This is a genomic window from Nostoc sp. (assembly GCF_036919895.1).
In the GTDB taxonomy this organism is placed as follows: domain Bacteria; phylum Cyanobacteriota; class Cyanobacteriia; order Cyanobacteriales; family Nostocaceae; genus Nostoc.
In genome coordinates, this window is the sequence record NZ_JBALBW010000025.1 from 119,721 (window position 1) to 145,923 (window position 26,203).

Below are 26,203 nucleotides of genomic sequence, written 5' to 3' on the forward strand. Positions count from 1 at the left end.
ATAAAAAATACCCCAAAACTGATGTAAAAATCCTCTCTATTTCTTCTCTCTCTGTGTTCTCTGCGTGGCAGTCGCTCATGGGGGAAACCCCCAAGACCGCGCTACCTTGTCTCTGTGGTTCGTTTATTGGATAATTTATTTCTTGGAAATCCCTATTAGCTAAGGCTGCTTCTGAACTTTCAGAGTGCGATAGATTTAATTGGAAATGGGTTGCGCGATCTCACCTTTTCCAGAACCTCCACAGACAATAGTTGCATCTGATTGCGATCGCAGCAAGTCTTGCAGATATACAGTCGCTTTACCTTTGTTACTGTCCTTGGGTATAATGTCAACGTCCCGCCCATTGCTGAAAACTACCTGAGTCTGCAATCCAGTAAAATTTAACAAATCTTCTAGATCGTGGATAACCTCAAGCGGCGCATCCATATCTAGACAAAAGCTTAATTTCCAGGGAGTTTGTTCGCTGTCGGGTTGAGGTATCAGTGCAGAAAAATAGCTAGCAATTGCCCAAATTACATCCCTATCCCAATCTTTTGAGATTTGATTTGTCCAATCCTTTTCTAAAAGCACACCTCGCTGATAAATCTCAGTACCGACACTAGCAATTAAATAATCGGGTTTCAAAAGCCGTGCCTGTGCTATCGTCCGACGACTAGCAGCATAAGAACTACTAGTAACATAGACTAAATAAATCTGATTCTGTATAGCTTCTAGCCTTTCGTTTAAAGCAGCAATAGCCCGATTATTCCCAACCAAGGTATTGTCTAATTCAATAACTAAAAGCAGTTTCATTTTTACTTGTCTCCACTAAAAGACTATTGATAATAAATTTGAAAAATACACAGTCTAGAAAAGCAGCTACAATTAGGACTTACGCATCGACAGAAAACAATAAATATATATTGCGGAAAATCATATTTATCGTAGGGGTTTAGCATTGCTAAACCCCTAACCCACGGTTAATTCATCGGTAAAAACATAATTAGTCAAAGTCTCAAACAAGCTATTTCGGTCAAAGTATACCATGACTAATTTGTACAGTGCGTAAGTCCTAACAATGTTATTTTTTGTAGATTTCCAGTTGGTTGAAGTACACAATCAAAGCCTCAAAGCCATGTATGAAGCTGGTTTTACTTCTCAATTCTGACTCATTTCGACTACACTCGGCAACCACCTGAATTCTGCTGTATGATTTCGTCTAACTAGTTGCCCATTGCACAATGCCATTATAAAATGAGTCAATTAATTTTTCTAAAGCCTTAATTTCACTAGACTTTAAAGCTTTCGACTTCAATAAATTTTGGATTTGTCTTTCTAACTCTGGAGTTAATTTTTTAGTTTGAATAATTTCTTGAACAAATGTATCAAGTGTTAAAGATTGATAGAGTTCGTGAACTTGGGCGGCAACTCCTTGAGTACTAAAACGAGACTGAACCCAATTCTGTGCAGCATTGCCATAGTTCTCTCTCAAAATGGGGTTTTCTAATAGACTGTGAATTGCGCCCTCCAAAGCCTTAGAATCACGAGGAGGAACCAAAAGTCCGGTTTCACCATGCACCACTGTATGCTGCAACCCTCCCACGTTACTGGCAATTACAGGTGTTCCGGCCGCCATTGCCTCAATCGCAACTAAACCAAAAGGTTCGTAGTAACTCGGTACAACGCAGACATCCCCTGCGGCATAGTAAGTAGGTAAGAGTGCTTGAGAAATTCGTCCAGTAAAAGTTGTAACTGCTTCCAATCCCAATTCCTTCACCAAAGTTTGAATGCGTTGTTGTTCTCGAAAGTCTGCTCCATCTTCGCGGCTACCACCAACTAGATAGAGTTGAAATGCTGAAGGCAAATTCGCACAAGCTTTTACTAAAGTTTCAACTCCCTTGCGGGGGTCAAAGCGTCCTACATACATAATTATCTGAGAATCTGGCGCAATTCCTAACTGTTGGCGAGCAACTTCTTTATTTACAGAACCAAAGTGTTCAGTATTAATTCCACAGGGAATAACTTTAATCCGACCATGCGGCGAAATTAATTGACGTAGGTCTTCTACTTCTTGGGGGCTAGTGGAAATGACGCAATCTGCCTGTTCTAAAACTAACCTCTCTACACAATTACGAATTGCAGCAATCTGTGGTGGATTTTCCACATTGCCATATTTAACTGCCCCTATAGAGTGATAAGTATGAACTTGAGGTAATCCTAATCTAGATTTAAGTTCCAATCCCACCCAAGCAGAAAGCCAATAATTAGTGTGAATCAATGAATAACTTCGCCCTGTTTGCTTTTGGAAATTAAGCCAAGCTTCCACAAATTCTGGTAAATATTCAAATAAATTATTTCTAGAAATGAATTCTGCTGGCCCTGCGGTTAGACGAATTGTGCGACACCCTGGTGCTAATTCCACAATTTCTTCTTTGTTGGGGTCTTCGCGTCGGGTGAACATATCAACTTGACAGCCGCGTTTTGCTAATGCTAACCCTAATTCTCGCACGTAGATATTTTGACCACCTGCCCCTTCTTTACCTATTTCAGCTGTCGGGTCGCCGTGAACTGAAATTAGCGCGTAAGTGGGTTGTGAATTTGCTGTTTCTGAAGCAGTATTTTCTAGAGATTTACCCAAATTTAAAGAAGCAAGAGTATTCATAATTCAAATTTGTTTGGAGATGACACAAAGTTTTATAGAGAAATTAGTTATAGTAAAAATTCTAATTTTACAATTTACTTAGCATCTAAAGAAACGTATAAAAACCTTCTATGAAACAGAAATGGATGGTTTTTACTTAAATTTTTATTAGTTTTAGAGGATTCCGGAAGAAAATCAATTAGTAACCGAATGACTTCAGAAATTGAAAGTTTATGCTCTTGTGCATAAACTCTCAGTTTGCGATACTCTTCGTTGCTAAGAACAATATTAGAAATATTTCCTGAAGAGTAAGACATAAAAATCTCCCTAACTAAGATATAATACTCTTCCAAAACATGTATTTTGTAGTTTAATACATAGTTAAAGCTCCCCAAATCAATAATTAAATTAATTTGGAGAACTAGTAGTGTAATGAGGTTAATTTCATTAATTTTACTTTAACAATCAGTTGTAGAAATAAGGGGTAAATATCAGGTAGAAATCGGGTAGTTTATTAAAGCTGTTTTAAGCGATAGCCCAGTCCATGAACTGTTTCGATAAAATCATCAGGCGCACCTGCGTCTTTAAGTTTATACCGTAAACTCTTGATATGAGACTTAACCGTTTCTTCGCTCGGAGGGTCATCAAGTGACCAAATACGTTCAATAATCCCGGCTCGACTTAGCACGCGCCGACCGCTAGAAACCATTAATTCTAGAAGGGAAAATTCTTTAGGCGTTAGGTGTAAAGGCTGGTCAGCATAGATAACTTCATAAGTGCTAGAATTTAAACGCAAACTACCCCAACCAAGGTCTGGAAAGGATGCTGCGGCACTATTGCGGCGTAATAGTGCGCGAACACGAGCCATTAGCTCTGGCATTTCAAAAGGTTTGACCATATAATCGTCTGCGCCAGCATCCAAGCCGATAATTTTGTCAGCCAAGGTGTCGCGGGCTGTTAGCATGAGGACGGGTATTGTACTGTTATGCAATAGACTACGCTCTATAGTAGGCGATCGCAAGCGTTGACAAAAACTTACACCATTCAACTTGGGTAAGGTAATATCTAGCACCACTAGATCGTATTCCAACACTTTGATGCAATCCCACGCTTCCTCTCCATCGTGGGCTGTGTCTACCACATATTGACGGTCAGTAAGGGCTTCCATCAGCATTTCTGCTAGCTGCATATCATCTTCAACTACCAAAATCCGCATTTCTAGAATATCTGTGAATTAAAAAACTAGAATAAATCCCAACACCTAACCTTAATATAGGATTACTATTTGATTTTTGAACAAAATTAGGTATTGTAGAGTGTGTTAGAACGGAGTTCGTAACGCACTATTATTAAGGGTTTGATGCGTTATGCTATTGCTAACACATCCTACGTATACTTTCATAAATCAAACCGGATTCCTATACTTTCAATTTGATTTCGGACGAGAAAACTGGGAAGGTGGCTTAAAGTTTTCTACTGGTACATCCTTCAGTGCCTTCTGCATAAAATCACGCCAGATAGGAGCCACCATACCTCCACCCGTGGCGTGGCCAGATAATTGCTGGTTGTTGTCCTTCCCTACCCAGATGGCAGTCGTTAACTGCGGTACCGTACCAATAAACCAAATATCTTTTTCTGAGGAGGTTGTACCCGTCTTTCCTGCAACTGGACGACCAATATCTGCACCTCTACCAGTTCCTTCTTTAACTACCGTTTGCATTACGTCTAAAATTGCTGCTGATGCCCAAGGGTCAAGCACTCGCTGAGGTTTAGGAGTATTATCTAATAGCACATTGCCACTGCTATCAGTAATTCGGGCAATAATTGTCGGAGGTGATTGCCAGCCATAATTAGCAAGAGTTGCATAAGCACTAGCCATTTCTAGTGGTGTAACACCAATTGCACCTAGTGGTAAAGAACTCACAGGTTCCATCGGACTCATAATTCCCAAAGTACGGCAAGTTTGAATTACTTTATTCATGCCCACAGCTTTGCCAATCTTGACTGCGGGGATATTACGAGATTGGGCTAGGGCAGTACGAACCGGTATTGCTCCCATAAAGGTATTATCGTAATTATGTGGAGAATACCAACCGTTACCATCACGGTAACTAACTGGAGTATCTAGGATTGTTGTATTTGGCGTAAATTTACCACTAGCAAAAGCAGTATAGTAAACAAATGGTTTAAAAGAAGATCCTGGCTGACGATGGGCTTGAGTTGCGCGGTTAAATTCGCTAGTTTTTGCATCTATACCACCCACTAATGCTTTGACAAAATGTGTACGAGGATCGATTGATACTAAAGCCATTTGATTATTTCTTAACCCTTCAGATTCAAGGGTTTTATGCCACTTCTTGATAGTTTTTTCTGCCATCATTTGGAAGCTTGTATCGACTGTAGTTTGTACATGCATTCCGCCTTTAATCACTGTTTCACGCCCAAACTTTTTAATCAGTTCTTGGGCTACGGTATTGCTAATGTAAGGCAAAGCGCTAGCTTGAAATGACCTGATTTCTCCAAGCTTGATTTTTTGTTTGAGGGCATCATTATACTCTTGCTGACTAATCCAATTTAGTTCCAACATCCGCCCCAGTACTTCTTTTTGTTTTTGTTTTGCCAACTTCATACTCACAAACGGGCTAAATTCTTCTGGGGCTTGAATTAAACCCGCCATCATTGCTGATTCACCCAAAGTCAAATTTTGTGCTGATTTTTTAAAGTAAGTACGTGCTGCTGTTTGAACACCATAGTTATTGTGACCCCAATAAACTTGATTGAGGTACATCTCTAATATTTGGTCTTTACTAATAACTTGCTCTAACCGAATTGCTAATACTGCTTCTACTATTTTCCGGGTAAAAGCACGTTTCTGAGATAAAAATATATTTTTCACCAACTGCATGGTGATTGTAGAGCCACCCTCTCGCACTTCCCCAGATGCCAAATTGACTAATGCAGCCCGCCCGATACCACCAGGATTAATACCATGATGCTCATAGAAACGATTATCTTCACTAGCTAATACAGCCCGTTTCAAATTGGGAGAAATTTGATCTAAAGGCACTACTTGGCGATTAGCTTCCCCGTGTATACGCGCTAAAAGCTTGCCTTTAATGTCATAGATATAAGTTGTTTCTGAAGGTGAAAAGTTTCGTAATTGTCTAACATCTGGTAGATTGCGGAAACTAAGAGCTAAACCAACGAGTCCTCCAGCCATAAGAGAACTTGATAGCATAGTTACTGATAGAAGTATGCCGCCAGTTACTTGACCAACTCCTTTCAAAAACTCAAAACTAGGTAAAGTCTTAAATTGTGATTGTTTTTCTTCAAAATTTTTAAACGAAGACACGGCAATTATATTTCCTTACTTATAAATATCACTACAATTTATTTAGTTATCGTATTTTTTATAAAACTAATTTATTGCCTGAACTGGTGGAATCTCCTCAAGAGAAATAAGTGATTCTATTACAGATTTAACAATTGGTGCGGCGACAGTACCGCCATAGACATTTTCTCCTTTTGGCTCATCTATCACTGCCAAAATGACATAACGGGGAGACTCTGCTGGTAATATACCTAAAAAGCTAGTGATGTAAGCACCTTTTTTATAACCACCAGTAGAACCTGCTTTTTGAGCCGTACCAGTTTTACCAGCTATGTGATAGCCCGGAATATGTGATGCTTTTCCAGTTCCTTTTTCAACCACAGTTTCCATCATTTTAATCACCTGTTGAGTTGTAGCGCGTGAGAAAATTTGGCGTGGTATTGGAAAAGTTGGTGAGTAATGTATCTGTCCTTTGCTATCAATCAATCCCCGGACTACATGAGGTGTAATTAATTTCCCACCGTTAGCTAAAGCACCATGCAATTGCACTAATTGTAGCGGTGTGAGAGAAAAACCTTGTCCAAAAGAGGTAGTTGCTGGTTCAATGGGTGAAGCAACAAAATTTTCTTTACTTTTCAACTGTCCGCTAACTGCAAACGGCAAATCTGTATCAACAGTTTGCCCTATTCCTAAGCGTTGGAGCCATTTGTAATAGACTGAAGGACGCAATCGCTGCATAATTTCCACCATGCCAACATTACTAGAATATTCTAGAATTTGAGTAATACTAATTCTTCGATAATTGTTTTCCTCAGCATTTTTAATAGTGTGGTCAGCTACTTTAATTGAACCAGTATCTTTAAATATATCATCTGATTTTATAACATGATTTTCTAAAGCGATCGCTACATTTAAAGGCTTAAATGTTGAGCCTGGTTCATAAGTATCTGCTACTGTCCAATTTTTAAACAGTGAAATATCAGCTTTGGAGTATTCATTGGAGTTATATGTTGGCTGAGAAACTAAAGACAGCAAGGAACCATCCAGCGCATCCATTACAATTACCGCTCCCCGTTTCGCCCTAAATTTTTCCATCTGTTGCTTCAGAGCTAAACTGGTGCTCCGTTGTAAGCGACTATCAATAGTTAACTGTAGTTGCAAATCATCAAAATTCAGCAATCCCACAGGAGCATAATCTGGTAACAGAGCGCCATTACCTGCTTGACTGAGCCGGATAGTTTGCACAGAACGTTTCAGTAATTTTTCTTGGCTGTATTCCACACCTGCTTGACCCTTACGGTCTGTATCGACGTAACCTACTACATCTGCAACTAAATCGTTCTCTGGATAAAATCGTAAATTTTTTTGAATTAACTCCAAACCATTTAAATGTAATGTTCTCAGATGAGTAGCAGTTGATTCTGGGAGCGCAGAAGTCAGCAGAATGCCAGTTTTTTGACTTTGAAAAATCCTTACTAATTCATTAGAATTTTTGTTAAGTATTGAGGCAAGCTTTTGTGCTATTTCTTCATAAGGTTGTTTAAATAGTTTCGGATGGGCGTACAGAGTATACACAAGGCGATCGCAAGCCAAGATATTATGATTACGATCCACCACCATGCGGCGAGGTATAAAAGGCTGCAAAGTGACCATTTGCTGAGTTCGTGCTTTCTCTGTTAGCTTTTCTCCCTGTAAAATTTGCAGCTTATATAAGTTAATAACTAGTCCTAATACTGCTGCCATTAAAATACACCATACTAAAGAAAGTCTGTATCTATTGCTTAGTAATTGATTTCGAGTATGGGTGGGAATTTTTTTGTCTGGATATTGTGGAGAGATATTCTCTCGTTTTGTGAATGCAGAATTTCGTGAACCTTTGTATTTCACTCTACTTGCTCATTAGTATGAACGATATTTATTGATAATATTCACTTAGCAGTAAAACATAAAAATCTACCAGAAACAATATTCCAATTGTCGATTTTGTTGTCGATTTTGCTTTTTCTTAATATATATTGCACCTTTAAGGTCTAAATTTTGGGTAGAATTCGGGTAGGATTCGGGTAGTAAGAGTAATAAAAATGATTAATTTTTAGCTTTCCAATCTAATGTATAAGAATATAATAATCAGCTTTGATTTAGAGAAATTACTTGGTTTAGCCGACAATGGGTAAGAAGGTTTTTTGAGCCGTAATGAGGTTTTTACAAAAATCAATCAAATATAAGTTCTACTATAATAAAATTAAAATTCTCCAAACAAACAATTAAATTTATTTGGAGATATTTTAGTGCAAGTAAGTTATTTTAGTTAGGATTTTAACGCTTAGTTGTGGAGATACAAGGCAAAAATCGGGTAGATATCGGTTAGTAATAAAAGTAATTCTAAACGAAGCTTATATTTGAAAAATATTTACTTTGATGTAAGGTCTTGGATAAGATATGGATTCTGAACCATCAATTGATTTTTTCTATGAAATGGTCATTGGAAAGGAAATGGATTGCCTCTGGCTTTGGCGTGTGCTTATTCTTAATGGGTACAGCTAGTTTTATTTCTTACCAAAACGCTACTCAGTTAATTGCAAGTAGCGATCAAGTAAAGTACACACATGAGGTAATGAAAAATGTTATCGATATCTTTGCTACACTAACCGATGCAGAAGCCGGACGCAGGGGTTATATCCTATATGGAGAGCAATCAGAACTCAAACGTTACGATCAGGCGATGCAAAGCCTGGATGCCAAAGTCCAAAAGTTGCAGCAACAACTTGCTGATGACTCTTATCAACAGCAGCAACTAACTAAGCTAAAATCTCTTATTATTCAAAGAATTGAACTATCTAAAGAATCAATTAACCTTAAGAAATTAGGTAAATCAAGCTTTGCTGTTCAAGCACCCCTAGTTACTAAAAGCAACGAAAACCGTAGTCAAATCCGCGAAACGCTTACCAAAATGCAAGCTAGAGAAGAACATTTACTGCAAATTTCAGTCAGACATTCCCAAGACAATATCCGTAATCGGATGTTGATTGAATTTCTCAGTACTTTTCTGAGTTTTGCGATTTTATTAGGTGTTTATGCTTTGCTTTATCAACAATTAGTTAAGCGCCAACAAGCAGAAACTATTCAAAAAACTTTAGCCCAAGAAAAAGAACTTAGTGAATTGAAGTTACGCTTTTTTTCAATGGTATCTCATGAGTTTCGCACACCATTAAGTATTATATTGGGATCGGCTCAACTATTGGCTCAAAGTAATCAGCAATGGACAGAAGAGAAAAAACTCAAAAATCTCTATCGGATTCAATCTTCAGCTAGATCAATAAACCAGTTGCTAACGGATATTTTGACTTTGACTAGGGCGGAAGCTGGTAAATTAGAATTTCATCCAGAACTCATGGATTTAGAAGCATTTTGCATTAATTTGATAGAAGATATTCAATTTTCTAATCAACAACAGCATACGATTAAATTTATTAGTCAAGGGAACTGTACTCATGCAAAGTTAGATGAGAGTTTATTGTATTCAATTTTGACTAATTTACTCTCAAATGCAATGAAATATTCACTTCCAGAGGGAAATATTTCCCTAATTCTTAGCTGTGAAGCACAGGCAATATTTTTCCAAGTTAAAGATAATGGTATAGGAATTCCTTTAGAGTTTCAGGAGCATTTATTTGAGCCTTTTCATCGTGCTAGTAATGTAGGCAAGATTGTTGGTAGTGGATTAGGATTGGCTGTGGTGAAAAAGTGTTTAGAAATACATCATGGAGAAATTTATGTAAATAGTGAGGTAGGAGGTGGAACAAGTTTTACGGTCAAATTTATCCAAGATGGAACAGTAATAGTCAAGAGGAAATTAAGCAGCCATAATTAAAATAATTCGTAATTAATAATTTGTAGGTAATTAATGTTTTTGCTATTAAAATAATATTTTTCTATATCAGGTTTTCATCCTTACTAAGTAATAATTTAATTCCTTAAGACTCAATACAGTTCAGTTAAGGCTAAAACTTTTTACTAAAGTCATTTTTTTAACGTAGACGCTTCTCTACGAGACGCTACGCGAACGGCTTGCCGCAGGCTACCGCAAAGGACGCATTCGCGCAGCGTCTCGTCAGAGAAGGACGCAGAGAGAAGAAAGGCTTAACTGAACCGTATTGATTTAAGCGTGTGTTTCGCAAACTCGCTCGTCTCGCCACAATTGATATAGCTGTGTTGCTGGCATTGTCATATACAAAACGTCACCAACACTAAGGTTAGTTTCTAGTAAATCCCAGCCATGAAGGGTTTGGTTGTTTGTTTCTACATACAAAGGTACACAGTCAGATGACATTGCTACATCTTTCACCCACTGCCCACAAAAGGCGTGTGAAGGTGTAATCATGGTTGCAAAAGCTACCCAAAGACTATCGGCTGTGATGCCATTGCCGAGAATCCGTCCCCCTAGTGCAGCAGCAGCAAAAGCTGGGGCTGCTAGTTCAGCCGGACTCAGTACGGCCTCGAAGCCAAATAGCTGTTGCGCTATGCCGGCAAAATCGGGATCGGCATAATTAACAATCACCGGAATGCTAGGTGTCAAGCCTTTGGCTTTGAGGGCAATTTCTAGATTGGTAGCATCATTGCTAGTAACGGCAAGCACGGCGGCGGCAGAGTCTATATTGCTGGCTTTAAGTATTGTCCGAAAGCTGGCATCGCCCTGAATTACGGGAATACCGAGTTCACGGGCGGTATTAATATATTTATTGTTGGAGTCGGGTTCAACTACTACAACTTCATGTCCACTGGCGTGGAGTTGCTGGACAATTCTCACCCCAATACCACTCAAGCCACAGACAATGTAGTGATGTCGCTGGGGTATTCTGGCTGCATCCCAAAATTGCTTGAAGCGACTTCCCAAGACGAAATCGGTGAGCATTGCATACCAAATACCAATCACCACTGCTCCAACCAGCATCATCACAACGGTAAATAACTTAATACTGTTAGGAGCATTTTCTACTACTTTGTCATTACCACCCGCTCCAGTAATCATGCCTACAGAAAAATATAGAGCATCGACGGGAGACAAACTCAACTCAGCCGACATATAGGTGAATGTAGCGATCGCAATCACCGCCAATAGTGCAATTGCACCCAGCACTACCGATCGCCCGTGTTCTTGAAACTGCCTAAAATTAGTCATAACTTTCAGCAATTTTCTAATCAACGATCGCCTGGGAGAACGAATGCGGGGTTGCGTACCAACAATTAAGCGATCGCCTACTTGGATCTCTTGGCCAGATATGACACCTGATATCAAATCCATCTCACCTTTTACTGGCAAGTAATAAATCAGCATCCGCAAGCGATCTTCCCACAGTTCACTCAGCTTTAGACCTTTCCAGAAGTGGTTTTCATCAATGTACTCTTCGTGAATTGGCCAAGTTTGCTGAAATAATTTGATTTGTCCGATCGCTCGGTTTCCCAGTGCTGCAAAGGTGAATACGGGTGCTGCTAATCCGACAACACTCAGACTCAAATGGTCTGGCAAACTTTGATCTAGGCGCTCACCCAAATTTGTATTATAAAAACGGTTGATAATCCGAATCTGGGGATTCAGCACCCGCGCTTGCATCATAATAGACAAATTCAAAGCATCTTTAGATCCGGCGATGACTATAGTATGCGCCTGTTGAATTCCTGCTGCTGTTAGGGTAGAAGCTGCTTGTAAATCGCCAACAATCACATCTCCTGCCGTTTCGCCAGGGATAGATTGGTGATGAATACCAACAACGAAGGTTCCCTGATGTCTCAGCAAACGAAAGGTTTTATATCCGGTACGTCCTAAGCCACAAACAATAATTCTGGGTTTCATGAAACGGCAGCATCTTTTACAGGTGGGGCTGCATTTCTAGTTATTTATCAATATTGTTGCCCACTTTGCTGGCATATAACTGTAGCTGACAACACGATTGCTTCAATTGGGGGCAAGGGGCAATAAAATAATCTAGAAAAATATGGCAATTTTTGTAGGTTGTGATACGCTATCTGCTTGAGAAGTGTGGAGGAACCGAAAATGACTAAGCTGCGCGTGGGGTTACTGTTTGGCGGTCGTTCGGGAGAACATGAAGTTTCAATCAAATCAGCACAGGCGATCGCTAAAGCCTTAAGTGCAGAGCAAAATGCTAGTAAGTACGAAATACTGCCTTTTTACATCCAAAAAGATGGCCGCTGGCTAGCAGGAGAAGCACCCCAAAAGGTTTTAGGAACTGGCAATCCGTTACTGGAATCTGAACAATCAACTTCCGAAGGAAATCTGACATCCAACCCTCAAGCCCAAACCTTAAGCAAGTGGCAATCTCCCTCTCAAGTTGCCCAAGTGGATGTTTGGTTTCCCATTCTCCACGGCCCCAACGGTGAAGATGGAACAATTCAAGGCTTACTAACTTTGATGCAAATCCCCTTTGTTGGTTCTGGGGTGTTAGGTTCGGCAATGGGAATGGATAAAATTGCCATGAAAATTGCCTTTGAGCAAGCCGGACTACCACAGGTAAAATATAAGGCGATAACTAGAGCGCAAGTTTGGTCTAATCCTTGCGTATTTCCGAAACTATGTGATGAAATTGAGGCAGCATTAGGTTATCCCGCTTTTGTCAAGCCCGCTAATTTGGGTTCATCAGTGGGAATTGCCAAAGTGCGATCGCGCCAAGAATTAGAAGCCGCTTTAGATAATGCTGCCAGTTACGATCGAAGACTGGTTGTCGAAGCTGGTGTCGTCGCCAGGGAAGTTGAGTGTGCCGTTTTAGGAAACGATCGACCCGAAGCCTCTGTCATTGGAGAGATTAGTTATGACAGCGATTTTTATGATTATGAAACTAAATATACAGATGGTCGGGCAGATTTACTGATTCCGGCATCGATTCCAGATGCGATCGCCCGTAAAATTCAGGACATGGCTTTGCAAGCCTTTGCAGCTGTTGACGCTGCGGGATTAGCAAGGGTAGATTTCTTCTATGTGGAAGCGACACAAGAAGTTTTAATTAACGAAATCAATACGTTGCCAGGCTTTACAGCGACGAGCATGTATCCCCAACTCTGGGCCCATAGTGGAGTCTCCTTTCCAGAATTAGTCGATCGCTTAATTCAACTTGCTCTTGAAAGGCATTCTCCTAGCTGACGGCAGAAAATAAGCAAACTAATTTCAGATTATTAGGGCAAGAAGTCACAAGAAATACACAATTTTGACAAAAGTTAGCTGGATTTGGTAGCCTCTGTTTTACAAAAAAGCTACTGGAATCGGAAATTTTGTTACGGATACCTGATGCTTGACTCCTCCAGTACAATTTATTGACTAGAGGGGTACAAATCTGAAAGTAATCATGGAAAAAAGTCAGAGTGTACAGCGCGAGCCAACCCGACTCAGAAGGGCTACTCCAGAGCTGACAAACAGGAAATCGAGATTAAAACAAAGCTCGAATGTTCTGATATATCTGGTTGCACACCATCCTTGGCTATTATTAACTGGGTGTTTAGCCATGTTTTTAGGAGGTGGTGCTTTTGCCGTGTATAGCTTAGGCAATGCTGGGCCGATAGCACAAGAAGAACCAGAAAAAATCCCAGTTATCGTTGAAGAACCAATCAGTGTACCCTCTGAGAATAGCAATCCTACGCCTTTATGGATGGTGGCTGCGATCGTCCTCAGTTGTGGTGGTGGTTCCTTGCTCATTTTCAAAGTGCTCAACCGGAAAAAGCAACCGCAAAAAGTCCAAAAACTGGTTAACCGCCATCAGGTACGCTTGGCACAGAGCAATTACCAAAAATTGGAACCACGCCTTCCCAAGAACCAGCCAATTTTTGTGCCACAGCCACAACTGATGACGATGCCGATGATGCAGATGCAACCGAAAGCAAAACATCTAGTTACGGTTCTACCAGCAGAACACAAACACCACTTGGATACGCGCCCAGATTCTTTGGCAGACTTGATGGATCTTCGTAAAGATAGTTCGTTGTCTGCAATTTTACGTCAGTATTAAATTTCCTGTAAAGCAAAAACCTTTCAAAATAATACTTTTTGCGAATTAGGGCACGGTTCTATCGTGCCTTTACTAATTATATATCTAGCATTTATATAGCATAATACTTAGTTACTCGATGCAAAAAAAGTAGCAGTTCGTCCGGTTAAACTGATAAAGAAGAAAATATCAGATTAGGCAGTGAATAACATAGTGCGGTTAGTTTTGACGGCAATATTGCTGGTGCTAGTGACAGCTTGCGGCAGTATTGGACTGCTACCAACTAGCGAGTTAGTGCAAAAAGCGATCGCACTTGGGCTAGAGCAAACTCAACAAAAACTTAGCCAACAGTTGGATCTAGATTTTCAAGGATTTGAAATCAAGCGGCTATCCATTACCCAGCAACAACCCCTAACCATTGAAAATTTACCAGCTTTCCGCGTTGGGGGAACTTACGATTTGATTCTCAAGCTACCAAAACGGAGTTTGACGCAACCAAAACAACCCTTTGACATTTACTTGCAAATTCAGCAAGAAGGTAAAACTTGGCGATCGCTAATTCCACAAAAAGGTAGTAAAAATACTCCATCAATTTGGCGTAGTTATCTCATTCAATAGCTGGTATGTGCAAATAGAAAAACCATCACAATCATGGCTGTTGGTACTTTCCAACAAAACGGTAGCAAAGATACTCAACCTAATTGGCGTAGCTATATAGCGTTTCCCAATCCATGAGTGACATCATAGCCCCCTCATCGCTTGCGGAAAGGGGGTTGGGGGTGGGGTTCTTTACCTCACTCAACTGAGAACCGCCATATCATCCAAAAAATAGTGTGTGCAAATAGAAAAACCATCACAAGCATTTCCGTATAACTGCTGGGATACAGTCACGATCGAGATGATGGTTTCACCGGAGACAGGGCAAAATGTATATTAACTTTTTCATCAGTTCCATCGCTGGAATTGTGGTTGTGGTGCTAGCGGCTTTTGGCTTACTCCAATGGTTGCACATCCCTGCTGGTAATTTTCTTGATTGGGTAATTGGTGGTGCAAGTTTTTGGTGGCTGTTAGTAATTGTTACCGTACCGTGGAATGTGCATTTTCAAGCCAAAGAAGTCTTAGCAGAAGCGGCACAATCAACTGAGAAAGGAATTCCAGTCGATGAGAAACAAGTGAAGTATGTCACATTGTTAGCGAAGCGATCGCTCTGGATTGCCATTGCTTTCCACTTATTCTCAACCGTTGGTCTTTATACCCTTGCTGCCACTGGTATTAGTACGGTTGGGTATATAAGTTCTGGCGCAGCTTTATTATTAACGATTCTGCGTCCAGCTATTCGAGCTTATGAGTATTTATATGCACGGTTAGCGATGATTCGCCAAGAATGGAAGTATCCGCGCGAAGATATTGTTGAACTGCGCGATCGCTTCTCGATATTGGAACAAAAAATCCAGTCGTTGGAAGATCAACTCAACCCCGAACAACCCTATTCCTTATCTGCAACTCAACAACGCTTTGCTGAAGAGACTCGCAGAGATTTAGCCAGAATTGCAGCTAATTTTGAGGAATTACGGGCGACAAATCAAACTGAACATGAGCGTTTGGCAAGAGAAGCCCGAACTGCGATCGCGCAACTTTCTACCGACGGGCAATTTCTCGATCATGTCCGCGAAATTATTCGATTTTTTAAGACTGCTTAATTATTACTTTCATAGCTAACTGAACTTTAAATTTTGGATGATGGTATTGAATATTCATCATCCAAAACTTAAAAAGTTTCTCCAAAGGGGATTATTGAGGTGTGTACCTAACTAGAACAGGAAAGGCTATAGTGAACTCACAAAACTTCAGGAGTACTCACAATGAATCAGATACAACTGACTTTAACTCTTGGTTATCTGTTAATGACAGGCTATTTTTTTAGCAATTGGTTAATATTTTCTCTACGTCATCCTGTTTCCACTCCAGAAGATAAATTTTTATCTGTTGTGATGTTTATGGTGACAACTCTCTTCTGGCCTCTGATGATTCCGATATCTTGTTTAGAAATAGTTGAAAAAAAGCGAATAGACTTTAGTCAAATTATTCCTGTTCTCTTAGCAATATTTATATTTAGCATTTCATATTATTTTACCGAATAGTTCATAACTAATCTTTGCCAATTGCATATATATGAAGAATTATTGGCTGCCTCAGAAAAGATAACCTCCTGGCGGATTGAACCAGGAGATTTAAAAAAAATTGATTCATCTTTACAAGCGTTGTAGCAGGCTCAAACCGTGGGTATCAGTACCACAGGTATTGAAAAGAAAGTATTCATCAGCCAGCTTTTGCACTTGTTCTGATTCCAATATGCTGGGTTTCCAAGGGTTTGGGTTGTTGTAGGCATAGAAAGTTTCCACGCCATCGATCCCTTTTTGGGATGCGGCTGGAATTAACTCAAAATGCGATCGCTTGTAACGCGCTGGATGAGCCAGAACTGCAAATCCTCCAGCTTCGTGAATAGCGGCAATCACGTTACTTGCCTGATATTCTTGGCCTGTAGTTGGCCTTCTTTGCAGATAGGGTTTCATACTAGAGTGTTCTGGAGCAAAAGCATAAGCCAAAATATGAACTTCTATATCCAGAAGGTTTGCATTGATTTCTACGCCACTCCACAGATAAGGAGTTGTTGCACCAGGATTACTCCACTTCCAATCTTCTAACCAAGCAAGGGCCGCTTGATAGCCAAGAATGCCATGATGATCAGTGATCGCTAACCCTTTTAGTCCAATTGCGATCGCCTGCTCCATCAATCCACTCGGCTTTAACCTACCATCCGAGTAGATAGTGTGCATGTGAAAGTTGAATAACCTTGGACAAGTATATGCATCAATGTTCTGGAATACTTGCTTCAAAAGTTCTGCTGAAGCAGTAGTCTGGGCCAAATTTATAGCCATAACCCCCTCTGGATAAAAATATATATTTTTAACACACTAAAATGCCCTATCTACAGATGAGAAATTTCCAACACTGTAAATTAGTATTGGTGGCTACTTTCTCAGCTTTCTCAGCAAATTTTTCAATATGTTAAGACTACGTTAGCAAATCTTAACCTCAGTAGTCATGGGTAATATGTACTACCTTGAACATAAGTAGCAATAAATATCACGTATAAAACTTTGTAAATACACTTATATTATTTGTGCAAAATGACTTATTTTAAGAGATTTAGGAGGCTAATTTTCTCTAATAAGCCTGAGATGTAAATAGATATCACGTGTCAAAAAAAAACTATTGCTCAGTAATTGCACTAATTTTATTTAATCAAGTAATAAATTTAGCGTAGGCGTAGCCGCCGCAGGCATCGCATGAGTGAGTTTATAATAGCTCTCAAAAACTAGCGATGTCTACGACGGGCTATGCCTACGCTTGCGGCTGATTATACTCCCCGCGCAATCCCAAAAGAATCCCCCTTCAAAGTTACCCCAAGGGGTTGTACCACCACCTCGCGGCTAAGGGAGGCTTCAACCTTTCCAGCAATCACAGCCGTTAACTTATGTTCTCTTGCGAGGATGACAATCCTTTCTGCATCCTCCTCTGATTCTGTATAAAATGCAAATCCGGCTCCGTAATTGAACACCGAAAGCATCGTTTCTGCCCCGCCCTCAAAATGACCCTCGACAAACTTAAATATCTCCGGTACTGGGAGCATCCTTTCGACAACATATCGGAGTGGCTTCACCGACCGCATCAGCTTTTGCCATCCATGTCCGGTGATATTCTCCATCGCTGTGGGGCGAATTCCTTCGCCAAGTACCGCCTGTACAAGCGGTGTGTAGAGATATGAAGCAGCATTCATCGCTTCCCAGAACTCCTGCCCACTTGGAAGCTTTGTTCTATACCCATCAGGAAGGGATTCAGCAAGCTTTCGCAGTGGGGTAAAGCCGTTCTCATGGGGGCCAGAACTCTCGACGAGAACAATAGTATTTCCGGCATCTAGACGCGAGCTATCAATCGAAGCGACACCAGGCGGCATAACCCCAAAAACCGAACCTGCAATGTCGAGCCGACCTGGAATCATCTTAGTTTTAAGTTGAGGAGTTTCCCCTGAGAGATAGACACACCCCACTCGTTTGCACCCCTCAACGACTCCATCCAGAAACCCATCAAGAAAGGCAGGGGTAAAGATTGTTTCAGGAGTACTTGATGGCAGATAAAGACCAAGAAGTAGAGTCTGCATCCCTGAAGTTGCTGCATCGTTTGTCAGACACGAGATGATCTTGATCCCGATGTTCCACCAAAATCGCCGAAGTTCTTCTTCGGAAAGGTCGTCAGGGCGGGTATCGTCTGCCGTTCCTAGTCCTTCAGGGACAAGCGTTAAAGAAATTTCTGGAGCGCCCGCTTGAATAAATGGAGCGAGGTTGAAACTGAAAGCGTTAGCACTTGCTCCAAGACCCGATGCGGGGACAGTGCCATAGGCGCTTGCAAAGGTAAGTGTGCGTTTTGCAGCATCGATGAAGCGTCTTTTTGCGGCATCGAGAGTATCGTAATCGACTTGATCGAGAGCTTGAGCCATCAGGTTGCGTTTTAAGTTAGGAGTTAGGAGTTAAAAGTTAGGAAAACTCATAACTCTTCACTTTAAAATACCTCATCTTCAATACCGCGCCACCATTCACCCAAATTCATCAAGTCTTGGTAAATATCTTCTAATTCTTTGGTGTAGACATCATTTGTCAGGGTAGCTCGACGCTCTTGCAATTTCTTGAGGCGTAGTTGTACCAATACCCAAGGTTTTGTAATGCTATTCGTTGCTTCGATGTATTGCGCTAGTTCTTTGCTATCCATAATGTTTTATATTTTTAGGACTTACACGCTGTACAAAAGAATCATGTTGTGTATAAGGTAAATACTTGGTTTCAGGTTTTTATTAATCATTTTTTGATGGGAACATAGACCCGCGTTGTAGGGGCAATTCATGAATTGCCCCTAAAATAAATAGTTTTTTAAATAACTCATATCTGGTCTTTTCTGTCAATCCATAAGTCCTAATTTTGATTTTCATGCTACTACTTTTATGCAGACGATACGCATCCCACTGCTGAAAAACAGAAAAGAGAGAAATTAAAAAGAATTTCTCCCTTTTTCTAGTGGGCTTTTTGCTTCAACTTTTGTAAATTAACTTATGGAGCAGCTGACTAAGAGGCATAGCACTCCAGGGCAAACTAGCAATTAATTAAGCTTTAGCCAAGTTTTCAGCAGCAAAGTCCCAGTTGGCCAAGTTATCTAAGAAGTTCTTGATGAACGCTGGACGAGCGTTTCTATAGTCAATATAGTAGGCATGTTCCCAAACATCCAAGGTTAGGAGTGCCTTTTTACCATGAGCTAGAGGGTTTTCTGCATTTGGTGTTTTGATCACCTTCAGCGTACCACCATCATCAATCAGCCAAGACCATCCACTGCCGAATTGAGTTGCAGCCGCGTTAGAAAACTCTTCCTTGAATTTATCGAAGCTACCAAAATCTTTATCAATCTTGGCTGCAAGATCGCCAGTGGGTGTGCCACCACCTTTTGGTTTCAAGGAATTCCAGAAGAAGGTGTGGTTCCAAACTTGGGCAGCATTGTTGAAGATTCCCGCCTTAGAGGAGTCTTGGAAGGAAGTTTTGATCACCTCTTCTAGAGACTTATCAGCAAGTTCTGTACCTTCAGTGAGCTTGTTGAGGTTGTCTACATAAGCTTTGTGATGCTTACCGTAGTGATACTCGAAAGTTTCAGCTTTCATGCCATTTGGCTCTAAAGCATTAATATCGAAGGGTAGTGGGGCCTGTACAAATGCCATTGTGTCTAATCCTCTCTTTACCGGTTTCAAGTTTTAAGCTATTACAGAAGCTTGGGAAATTAACAGCTTTTATTTTTGAGGTTTTATGTCTTTAATGATGAAACATAAAACTTAACATCGTCATTCTACTACCAAAGTGAAGACGAAAACAAAGTACTTGGGTGATAAGTCAAATCGCTAGAAATCCACGATTATAAATAAAAATGGCTAATATCTCGTAGCGAAAGGCCAATATAATAATTAGCATTTAGGAATTAAAGCCTTTATGCTTCTATCTTTAGTAGGATTAATTGCAATACCAAAAATCAGTCGGAAGCGAGATAATTTAATACTTCAAAAATAATATTCTAGTAGTTCTTGAATAGATCTTGATTTTGAATCAATAGTTAAATTATCTATTTCATTTGAAAGGATGGTAAGTGAATAATCGCTCACCCACCACCCTTTGAAACTAAAAAGCTAACAGTGAATAGCGGTAGTTAACACTGAGATAAACGCTGCTGGTAACAGTTAATAATTTGTGCCGTGACTTCAGACACATCCAAGCCATCGGTTTGAACTTCGATCGCATCTGCTGCTTTTTGTAAAGGTGAAACTTTGCGGGTACTATCTTTCCAGTCACGCTCGGCAATATCCCGTTCTAGTTGCTCTAAATTGATTTCGGGTTGACCTTGTTTGTTAAAGTCTTCCTGGCGGCGACGGGCGCGTTCACTTACAGAAGCGGTTAAGAAGATTTTCACTTCGGCATCGGGGAACACGTGAGTACCAATGTCTCGCCCTTCAGCGACTAAACCACCTTTTTTACCCCAGCTTTGTTGTTGTTTAACCAGTGCTTGACGGACAGCGCTTTGGGCTGCGATCGCAGATACAAGAGATGTTACCTCAGTGGTGCGAATTACCTGGGTAATATCAGTACCATTAATCCAAACCCGCACGGACGATTGTAAATCCTGGTTAGGAGTAAGTTCAATTTTAGACTGGTTAGTTAATTCAGCGATCGCACACTCATCATCAATGGCAATCCCCTTTTGCATTACTAACCAAGTAACAGCACGGTACATTGCCCCTGTATCTAAATAGACTAAACCCAGGTTTGCTGCCACTTGCCGCGCCACTGTGGATTTTCCAGCACCAGCCGGGCCATCAATAGCGATAATGGGTTGACGATCGCGCAATATCGTATTGTCAATCAAACGTGTAGCACCAAGACGAGCTGCGATCGCCAGCATTCCTTCCTCCTCAACTTTTTCTAAAGACATCAACGTAGTCGGTTCAACTAATTCAATATATTCCACTAAAATTGTGCTGACCATTGCCACTTCTTGCTGTACCACTGCTATCAACTTGTTGCTATTGCGATCGCCTGCCCGAAACGCAGCTTCAGCCCGTCGCAAGCCACGATATAATGCTGCTGCTTGCTCTTTTGCCGTTGCAGTCAAATATTGATTGCGAGAACTGAAGGCAAGACCCGACGCTTCCCGCACTGTTGGACAACCAACAATTTCTACTGGCAAATTCAAGTCAGCTACTAAGCGTTTAATAATTGCCAGTTGCTGACCATCCTTTTGACCAAAGTAGGCACGGTCAGGCTGTACCAAGTTGAAAAGCTTAGTAACAATCGTTGCGACACCTTGAAAGTGACCCAGCCGAGAACGACCACACAAGCCTGTCATCATAGCAGATGGTGGTATAACTTGTGTAACCTTTGATTCTTGTATACTCTTCTGGGGAACTGCCATCTCTTCAGGACTCGGTGCAAAAATTGCATCAACCCCAGCTTGTTCGCAAAGTTGTTGGTCTTGCTCTAAAGTCCGAGGGTAGCGTTGATAATCCTCGTTGGGAGCAAATTGCAGGGGATTAACGAAAATACTCACAATCACCGTAGAATTTTCTTGCCGCGCCTGTTGGATCAAGCTTAAATGACCTTGATGCAAATTCCCCATCGTTGGCACTAAACCAACTGCCGTCTGATACCAGCCAGTCATCTCATCTGGTCTTAAATCCTCAGTAACCGCAATCAGCTTGTTTTCTGAGGAGCGTTTAGTTAAATAGCAGCGTAAAGCTGCGACTGTTGTCAGCAGGCGCACAAAAATACCCCTAGTTCTTATCGATCCCTCCCCCGCTAGTTTATATCTGAAATAGAGGGAAGAGTTGATTGAACTAGGGGAATTAAGTGATACGGAACTGGGATTGGTTATTAGGGATTGGTTATTAGGGATTGGGTATTAGGGATTGGGTATTAGGGATTGGGTATTGGGTATGGTTCTTCTCCTTGTCTTCCCAGTCCCAAGTCCCCAGTCCCCAGTCACCAGATTATTTCCCCAATACTTCAATATGTACTGGTGCTACGCCACTGCCCATCATTCCTAAAATCCGAGCCGCGCCAGCAGACACGTCAATGATTCGACCCCGAACGTATGGGCCCCGGTCATTAATCCGCAGCACTACAGAACGACCATTACGGGTGTTGGTTACACGCACTTGTGTACCAAAGGGTAAACTGCGATGGGCGGCAGTCATTTCTTCTGGGTTGAATCTCTGACCGCTAGCAGTACGAGTACCAGAACCGTCATAGCCGTAAAAAGAAGCCATACCTCTCAAAGTGGCTTGCACTGCACCGGCTGCAATTTGTTGAGGCAGCTTTGGTATTGATATTGGTTGACGGACTGGTAAATTCGCAATCTCTTTTAGGGGAGATGCATTGCCTAGTAGTCTTCGGAGGCGATTGGTTGCTTGCAATGCATCTTGCGCCAGATTGTTGGTGGTACCTGCTAGTCGTGTACCTTCGTTAATTTCGACCAATTCTTCGCCATTAATTTTGATTACATAGCGATCGCCATTTTGCTGGGGGGGAGTGCTTTTGTTTTGCGCTTGATTGGCATTAGATTTTTCCCCTGCTTTCCAACTGACGGTAATCTTACTGCCGTCAACATTTTCCCGATTCAACTGGTTGATCTTGGCTGCTATTACACCAGCTATCTGAACCGGGTCATTGTCATCGGAGCTAATCTGGTTACTCACATCTGTTAATTTGCCAGTATTCAATGTATTTGATGAATTGCTAGCAATAAGGGCGTACAATTGTACGCCCCCAGTATTGACCATTGAACCAACTTTTTTAGTTTCAAGATTCGTATTTGATACAGAACTCAAAAAGGTGAGAACAGGTATATTTCGGATAAAAAGGGTTGCCGCCTTACGTCCTCTAATGTTGTGAGGATGAATTTCTGTAATCACAGCATCCAAGGTTTGTTTCCCTGCTCTGGATTGGTACTCTCCCACCTTAACCACTTCAGGGGTAGGTGATTTTTGGGAAGCTAGCGCATTTCCCTTGGTGGCTTGAGTGGTGGTTTGAGTACAACCGACTGAAGGTATGCCCAAAACAGCCATAGACAGGGCAACAATAATCCACAAATGTCTTTGATTCATGCGTCCGTTTTTGAAAGCGACTGTAGAACTTAAGTTTTATAAATTGCGGGATTTTTCACTAGTGAATTAGTGAAAGTTAGTTCCCTTCTGAAAAACTCGAACTCGTTCCGTTTTCACTTTGTTCTTTATAACTGCAACAGACTAACACGAACCTTTTAGCTTGGGGATCAGGGTTTTAGCGTAATTATCGACAGCCTAATCAAATTAAAGTTCCAAATTTAAGGGTGAAACCTTTCTCAAGGGCGGACTTTGGCTATGTAACGCTTTTTTATGCAAGTCGAAAATTTCTTAAAAAAACTTTACGCCTATTGCAAGCCAAAGCAACGATACCCTATTGATTTATCTTCTAAAGGCTCGCAACTATGCGTGTATTATATATTACATTTATTCTTACTATTTCCTATAAGAAGGTAATATAACCTCAATTAAATAGCATCGGCATAAATACTTAAAATCACTTATTTAATTAAATATTTAGATTTCCCCATGAATAAGTCGTGATAAGAGTTACATCTGAAATAATTAGGCAAATTAGTTTGAGTTTAATATGTTTTTTCTACTTAGATTAATGATGACTTTTATTCCCAATGACTAGACGGATACAGATAACAAATATAACTCTTGATATCAGTGTTACTGAGTATAAAATAAAGAAGTATACTCAACTTAATATTTTTTGTGATTAACGATGGAAAAATTAAGAAATCTTCGCGATCGCTCGGACAGAAGAAATTAAATGTATTAAAAGAAACAGCTTAGTCTTGTAAACATCAGTAATTGTTCAAGGATGATTTTTGACAGCAAGCTGTATTTGACAAAATCTTCGCGGCTGTAAGTATGTACGGCTGTACCCCTACTATATATAGTGAGTATTTTGGGGAATACTATCAGTCTGATGACAAGCCAAGTAAATCAAAGAGATTTAGAAATAGATTCATCGCCATTATTAGCTGTTCTTAAGGAATTGCATTCCCAGTACAAGTTACTGCGGGAGGGTACAGTAGCTAAATATATTCCAGAACTGGCGAAGGTAAACCCGGATTTGTTCAGTATTTGTATTGTCACAGTAGATGGTCAGATTTATAAAGTTGGTGATTATGACCAACTCTTTACCATTCAGTCTATTTCCAAAGTCTTTGCTTATGGACTTGCCTTAGAAGATCATGGACTGGATTATGTTTTAACTAGAGTTGGCGTGGAACCAACAGGGGATGCATTCAACGCGATTGTTTTGGATGAGCAATCGAAGCGACCTTATAATCCAATGGTAAACGCTGGAGCGATCGCCACCACCAGCTTAATTAAAGGTTCTGGCCCAACGGAACGTCTTAACCGAACGCTGGAAATGTTCAAGCGATATATTGGCCGGGATGTGTTCGTTGACATTTCAGTTTTTACCTCAGAACGCAGTACCGGACATCGCAACCGCGCAATGGCGCATCTGATGCTCAACTTTGGCATGATTGACCAGAATATTGAAGAGTCGCTGGATCTTTATTTCCAACAGTGTGCTGTGATGGTGAATTGCCAAGACTTAGCAGTGATGGCGGCTACTTTGGCAAATAGAGGTATTAATCCCATCACCAAAGAACAGGCGGTAGATAAGCGTTATATCAAAGATATTCTGAGTGTGATGTACACCTGTGGAATGTACAACTTTGCAGGTGAGTGGGCTTACAAAATTGGGATTCCGGCGAAAAGCGGTATTTGTGGCGGGATTATTGCTGTTGTACCCAATAAGATGGGCATTGGAGTTTTTTCGCCACTGCTGGATGTGCGTGGTAATAGTGTGCGCGGGGTGAAGGTGTGTGAAGAACTTTCCCAACGGTTAAAATTACATCTATTTGATTGTTCCGGTCATGAGGCAGAAGAATGTTAGATTTTAGATTTTGGATTGAACAATCTCAGATTTATTAGCGATCGCAAACAATACTATATATAGATAGCCTACAGTTCACCCTGATAAATGCGATCGCCTGTCCTCTCTTTACCTCCATTAGCAAAACCAACTATTTGCCCAATTTCATCCTCAGCAATATTGACAGACTATTTTACAACTCTTCTGCTTGGGGAAGCGGGAAGATTTCACCAGCCAAGTAAGCTGGGAAGTGCTTTTGAAAGTACAACCAGGAAGTCATATCTTCGCCATCTATCAAGGCTTTTGGGGCTTGTTTATATAAAGGAATACGGTTGTTAATTTCGTCTTGCAGCAGTGGGGGTAGTTCTGTTAAACCCTTGACTTTGCTGCCAACAGCACTGTAGATTAGTTGACCGGGGCGATCGCCCATTTTCATCCAGGGAAGCCATTGACCAATGCGATCCCAACTCAGTTTGAGTTCAGAAACTGAAGAGAGGGCTGAGTTGAATAAATCTGCGGTTGGTACTGTTAATTTAAACAATTCGGCCGCCTGATAAATTGGATTTGGGCTATATTCGGCAAATTTGCGATCGCTTGCTAAGGGATTGGGATAATAGGGAAATATATCAAAAACGAAGGTTGTGCTATCACCGTCTACTTGTGCAGGGAAATTTCCCTCAAACGTACCCTGCACTGGATTATTCGCAACGTGAATTACCGGAACTGTCTCGCCTGTCCAAGGATTCTCCCATTTGCGTAAGACTTCATCTGTTTTTGGATTGAGGTAGTAAGTCAGTTCTCTAGAAGTAAAATCCCAGCTACCCTCTGCTGTGGGAATACATCGGCTAACACTCAATCCCAGCATCTTGAACAGGAGTTGTCTTTTCTCGCCGGGGATAAAGGCGTAGATTTTACCTTTCCACATCAGGAAGGTGGATTCGCTAGGATCGAGGGAAGAACGAGTTTTAACCCAGTGCTGCGCTTCAAGTTCTTGGATTTGGGCAACCATCTAAAGCATCCTTAGTGTTTGGATAACAAAAGGATAAGCTAATCAGCATTTAAGCAGCAATTCTCATTTTGAAATAAATAGAGTATTAACCCCATTTTGAAAATCAAAATGTAGTACAAAATAACTATTTTTTTAGAGAAAGGAGAT

Annotated in this window: 21 protein-coding genes; 7 read left to right on the forward strand and 14 right to left on the reverse strand. The window is 40.8% G+C overall.

The window, feature by feature from the left end; all coding sequences use genetic code 11:
- Nucleotides 1–195: 195 nt before the first annotated feature.
- From V7K55_RS04485 to V7K55_RS04510, 6 genes are all read right to left on the reverse strand, one after another.
- Entirely contained in the window at nt 196–792 is a 597-nt protein-coding gene (locus tag V7K55_RS04485) for a sucrose-phosphate phosphatase (RefSeq protein ID WP_334828623.1), read from the reverse strand.
- Nucleotides 793–1,198: 406 nt separating this feature from the next.
- On the reverse strand, nt 1,199–2,641 hold the full coding sequence (locus tag V7K55_RS04490) for a glycosyltransferase (RefSeq protein WP_334828625.1): 1,443 nt from the start codon (nt 2,639–2,641) through the stop codon (nt 1,199–1,201).
- Nucleotides 2,642–2,715: 74 nt separating this feature from the next.
- The gene (locus V7K55_RS04495) at nt 2,716–2,937 is read right to left on the reverse strand and encodes a hypothetical protein (protein WP_334828627.1); all 222 of its coding nucleotides are present in this window, start codon (nt 2,935–2,937) and stop codon (nt 2,716–2,718) included.
- Between the two features lie 197 nt (nt 2,938–3,134).
- A complete protein-coding gene (locus tag V7K55_RS04500) occupies nt 3,135–3,836 on the reverse strand; it encodes a response regulator transcription factor (RefSeq protein ID WP_334828629.1) in 702 nt (233 codons plus the stop codon).
- 210 nt (nt 3,837–4,046) lie between these two features.
- Entirely contained in the window at nt 4,047–5,972 is a 1,926-nt protein-coding gene (locus tag V7K55_RS04505) for a transglycosylase domain-containing protein (protein WP_334828631.1), read from the reverse strand.
- 66 nt (nt 5,973–6,038) lie between these two features.
- Nucleotides 6,039–7,694, reverse strand: a complete 1,656-nt coding sequence (locus V7K55_RS04510) for a peptidoglycan D,D-transpeptidase FtsI family protein (protein WP_334828633.1) — start codon at nt 7,692–7,694, stop codon at nt 6,039–6,041.
- 727 nt (nt 7,695–8,421) lie between these two features.
- On the opposite strand from V7K55_RS04510, the gene V7K55_RS04515 reads away from it, so the two are divergent.
- Nucleotides 8,422–9,822: a sensor histidine kinase gene (locus V7K55_RS04515; protein WP_334828635.1), complete on the forward strand. Its 1,401-nt coding sequence runs from the start codon at nt 8,422–8,424 to the stop codon at nt 9,820–9,822.
- Between the two features lie 288 nt (nt 9,823–10,110).
- On the opposite strand, the gene V7K55_RS04520 is transcribed toward V7K55_RS04515, so the two are convergent.
- The gene (locus V7K55_RS04520) at nt 10,111–11,802 is read right to left on the reverse strand and encodes an NAD-binding protein (protein ID WP_334828637.1); all 1,692 of its coding nucleotides are present in this window, start codon (nt 11,800–11,802) and stop codon (nt 10,111–10,113) included.
- A 201-nt stretch (nt 11,803–12,003) separates the two neighbouring features.
- Between V7K55_RS04520 and V7K55_RS04525 the strand changes: the two genes are divergently transcribed.
- The 5 genes from V7K55_RS04525 to V7K55_RS04545 all read left to right on the forward strand — a co-directional run bounded on the left by V7K55_RS04525 (nt 12,004) and on the right by V7K55_RS04545 (nt 16,083).
- Entirely contained in the window at nt 12,004–13,104 is a 1,101-nt protein-coding gene (locus V7K55_RS04525) for a D-alanine--D-alanine ligase family protein (RefSeq protein ID WP_334828639.1), read from the forward strand.
- A 358-nt stretch (nt 13,105–13,462) separates the two neighbouring features.
- The gene (locus V7K55_RS04530; protein ID WP_334828641.1) at nt 13,463–13,963 is read left to right on the forward strand and encodes a hypothetical protein; all 501 of its coding nucleotides are present in this window, start codon (nt 13,463–13,465) and stop codon (nt 13,961–13,963) included.
- A 189-nt stretch (nt 13,964–14,152) separates the two neighbouring features.
- Nucleotides 14,153–14,560 (forward strand): hypothetical protein, encoded by a 408-nt coding sequence (locus V7K55_RS04535; protein ID WP_334828668.1) that lies wholly within the window; start codon nt 14,153–14,155, stop codon nt 14,558–14,560.
- Nucleotides 14,561–14,868: 308 nt separating this feature from the next.
- The gene (locus tag V7K55_RS04540) at nt 14,869–15,642 is read left to right on the forward strand and encodes a hypothetical protein (protein ID WP_334828643.1); all 774 of its coding nucleotides are present in this window, start codon (nt 14,869–14,871) and stop codon (nt 15,640–15,642) included.
- 162 nt (nt 15,643–15,804) lie between these two features.
- A complete protein-coding gene (locus tag V7K55_RS04545; RefSeq protein ID WP_334828645.1) occupies nt 15,805–16,083 on the forward strand; it encodes a hypothetical protein in 279 nt (92 codons plus the stop codon).
- Between the two features lie 111 nt (nt 16,084–16,194).
- Here V7K55_RS04545 and V7K55_RS04550 read toward each other — a convergent pair whose 3' ends face one another.
- The 6 genes from V7K55_RS04550 to V7K55_RS04575 all read right to left on the reverse strand — a co-directional run bounded on the left by V7K55_RS04550 (nt 16,195) and on the right by V7K55_RS04575 (nt 23,189).
- The gene (locus tag V7K55_RS04550) at nt 16,195–16,881 is read right to left on the reverse strand and encodes a PHP domain-containing protein (RefSeq protein ID WP_334828647.1); all 687 of its coding nucleotides are present in this window, start codon (nt 16,879–16,881) and stop codon (nt 16,195–16,197) included.
- A 482-nt stretch (nt 16,882–17,363) separates the two neighbouring features.
- Nucleotides 17,364–18,500 (reverse strand): AIR synthase related protein, encoded by a 1,137-nt coding sequence (locus tag V7K55_RS04555; RefSeq protein WP_334828649.1) that lies wholly within the window; start codon nt 18,498–18,500, stop codon nt 17,364–17,366.
- 62 nt (nt 18,501–18,562) lie between these two features.
- Nucleotides 18,563–18,769: a hypothetical protein gene (locus V7K55_RS04560; RefSeq protein WP_012412689.1), complete on the reverse strand. Its 207-nt coding sequence runs from the start codon at nt 18,767–18,769 to the stop codon at nt 18,563–18,565.
- 388 nt (nt 18,770–19,157) lie between these two features.
- On the reverse strand, nt 19,158–19,760 hold the full coding sequence (locus V7K55_RS04565) for a superoxide dismutase (protein ID WP_334828652.1): 603 nt from the start codon (nt 19,758–19,760) through the stop codon (nt 19,158–19,160).
- Between the two features lie 479 nt (nt 19,761–20,239).
- Nucleotides 20,240–21,847, reverse strand: coding sequence for a bifunctional pantoate--beta-alanine ligase/(d)CMP kinase (locus tag V7K55_RS04570; protein ID WP_334828654.1), 1,608 nt, complete (start codon nt 21,845–21,847; stop codon nt 20,240–20,242).
- Between the two features lie 226 nt (nt 21,848–22,073).
- Nucleotides 22,074–23,189, reverse strand: a complete 1,116-nt coding sequence (locus tag V7K55_RS04575; protein WP_334828656.1) for a septal ring lytic transglycosylase RlpA family protein — start codon at nt 23,187–23,189, stop codon at nt 22,074–22,076.
- A gap of 895 nt (nt 23,190–24,084) precedes the next feature.
- On the opposite strand from V7K55_RS04575, the gene glsA reads away from it, so the two are divergent.
- Nucleotides 24,085–25,068, forward strand: a complete 984-nt coding sequence (glsA, locus tag V7K55_RS04580) for a glutaminase A (protein WP_334828658.1) — start codon at nt 24,085–24,087, stop codon at nt 25,066–25,068.
- A 172-nt stretch (nt 25,069–25,240) separates the two neighbouring features.
- On the opposite strand, the gene V7K55_RS04585 is transcribed toward glsA, so the two are convergent.
- Nucleotides 25,241–26,056, reverse strand: coding sequence for a DUF1838 domain-containing protein (locus V7K55_RS04585; protein WP_334828660.1), 816 nt, complete (start codon nt 26,054–26,056; stop codon nt 25,241–25,243).
- Between the last annotated feature and the right edge of the window lie 147 nt (nt 26,057–26,203).

Excerpts from the sequence above, each read along its gene's own strand:
- V7K55_RS04575 (WP_334828656.1), bottom strand. The coding sequence starts at position 23,189 with ATGAATCAAAGACATTTGTGGATTATTGTTGCCCTGTCTATGGCTGTT.
- V7K55_RS04510 (WP_334828633.1), bottom strand. The coding sequence starts at position 7,694 with ATGGCAGCAGTATTAGGACTAGTTATTAACTTATATAAGCTGCAAATT.
- V7K55_RS04555 (WP_334828649.1), bottom strand. The coding sequence starts at position 18,500 with ATGGCTCAAGCTCTCGATCAAGTCGATTACGATACTCTCGATGCCGCA.
- V7K55_RS04530 (WP_334828641.1), top strand. The coding sequence starts at position 13,463 with ATGTTTTTAGGAGGTGGTGCTTTTGCCGTGTATAGCTTAGGCAATGCT.
- V7K55_RS04515 (WP_334828635.1), top strand. The coding sequence starts at position 8,422 with ATGAAATGGTCATTGGAAAGGAAATGGATTGCCTCTGGCTTTGGCGTG.
- V7K55_RS04550 (WP_334828647.1), bottom strand. The coding sequence starts at position 16,881 with ATGGCTATAAATTTGGCCCAGACTACTGCTTCAGCAGAACTTTTGAAG.
- V7K55_RS04485 (WP_334828623.1), bottom strand. The coding sequence starts at position 792 with ATGAAACTGCTTTTAGTTATTGAATTAGACAATACCTTGGTTGGGAAT.
- V7K55_RS04520 (WP_334828637.1), bottom strand. The coding sequence starts at position 11,802 with ATGAAACCCAGAATTATTGTTTGTGGCTTAGGACGTACCGGATATAAA.
- glsA (WP_334828658.1), top strand. The coding sequence starts at position 24,085 with ATGACAAGCCAAGTAAATCAAAGAGATTTAGAAATAGATTCATCGCCA.
- V7K55_RS04495 (WP_334828627.1), bottom strand. The coding sequence starts at position 2,937 with ATGTCTTACTCTTCAGGAAATATTTCTAATATTGTTCTTAGCAACGAA.
- V7K55_RS04525 (WP_334828639.1), top strand. The coding sequence starts at position 12,004 with ATGACTAAGCTGCGCGTGGGGTTACTGTTTGGCGGTCGTTCGGGAGAA.
- V7K55_RS04545 (WP_334828645.1), top strand. The coding sequence starts at position 15,805 with ATGAATCAGATACAACTGACTTTAACTCTTGGTTATCTGTTAATGACA.
- V7K55_RS04585 (WP_334828660.1), bottom strand. The coding sequence starts at position 26,056 with ATGGTTGCCCAAATCCAAGAACTTGAAGCGCAGCACTGGGTTAAAACT.
- V7K55_RS04565 (WP_334828652.1), bottom strand. The coding sequence starts at position 19,760 with ATGGCATTTGTACAGGCCCCACTACCCTTCGATATTAATGCTTTAGAG.
- V7K55_RS04490 (WP_334828625.1), bottom strand. The coding sequence starts at position 2,641 with ATGAATACTCTTGCTTCTTTAAATTTGGGTAAATCTCTAGAAAATACT.
- V7K55_RS04540 (WP_334828643.1), top strand. The coding sequence starts at position 14,869 with ATGTATATTAACTTTTTCATCAGTTCCATCGCTGGAATTGTGGTTGTG.
- V7K55_RS04560 (WP_012412689.1), bottom strand. The coding sequence starts at position 18,769 with ATGGATAGCAAAGAACTAGCGCAATACATCGAAGCAACGAATAGCATT.
- V7K55_RS04500 (WP_334828629.1), bottom strand. The coding sequence starts at position 3,836 with ATGCGGATTTTGGTAGTTGAAGATGATATGCAGCTAGCAGAAATGCTG.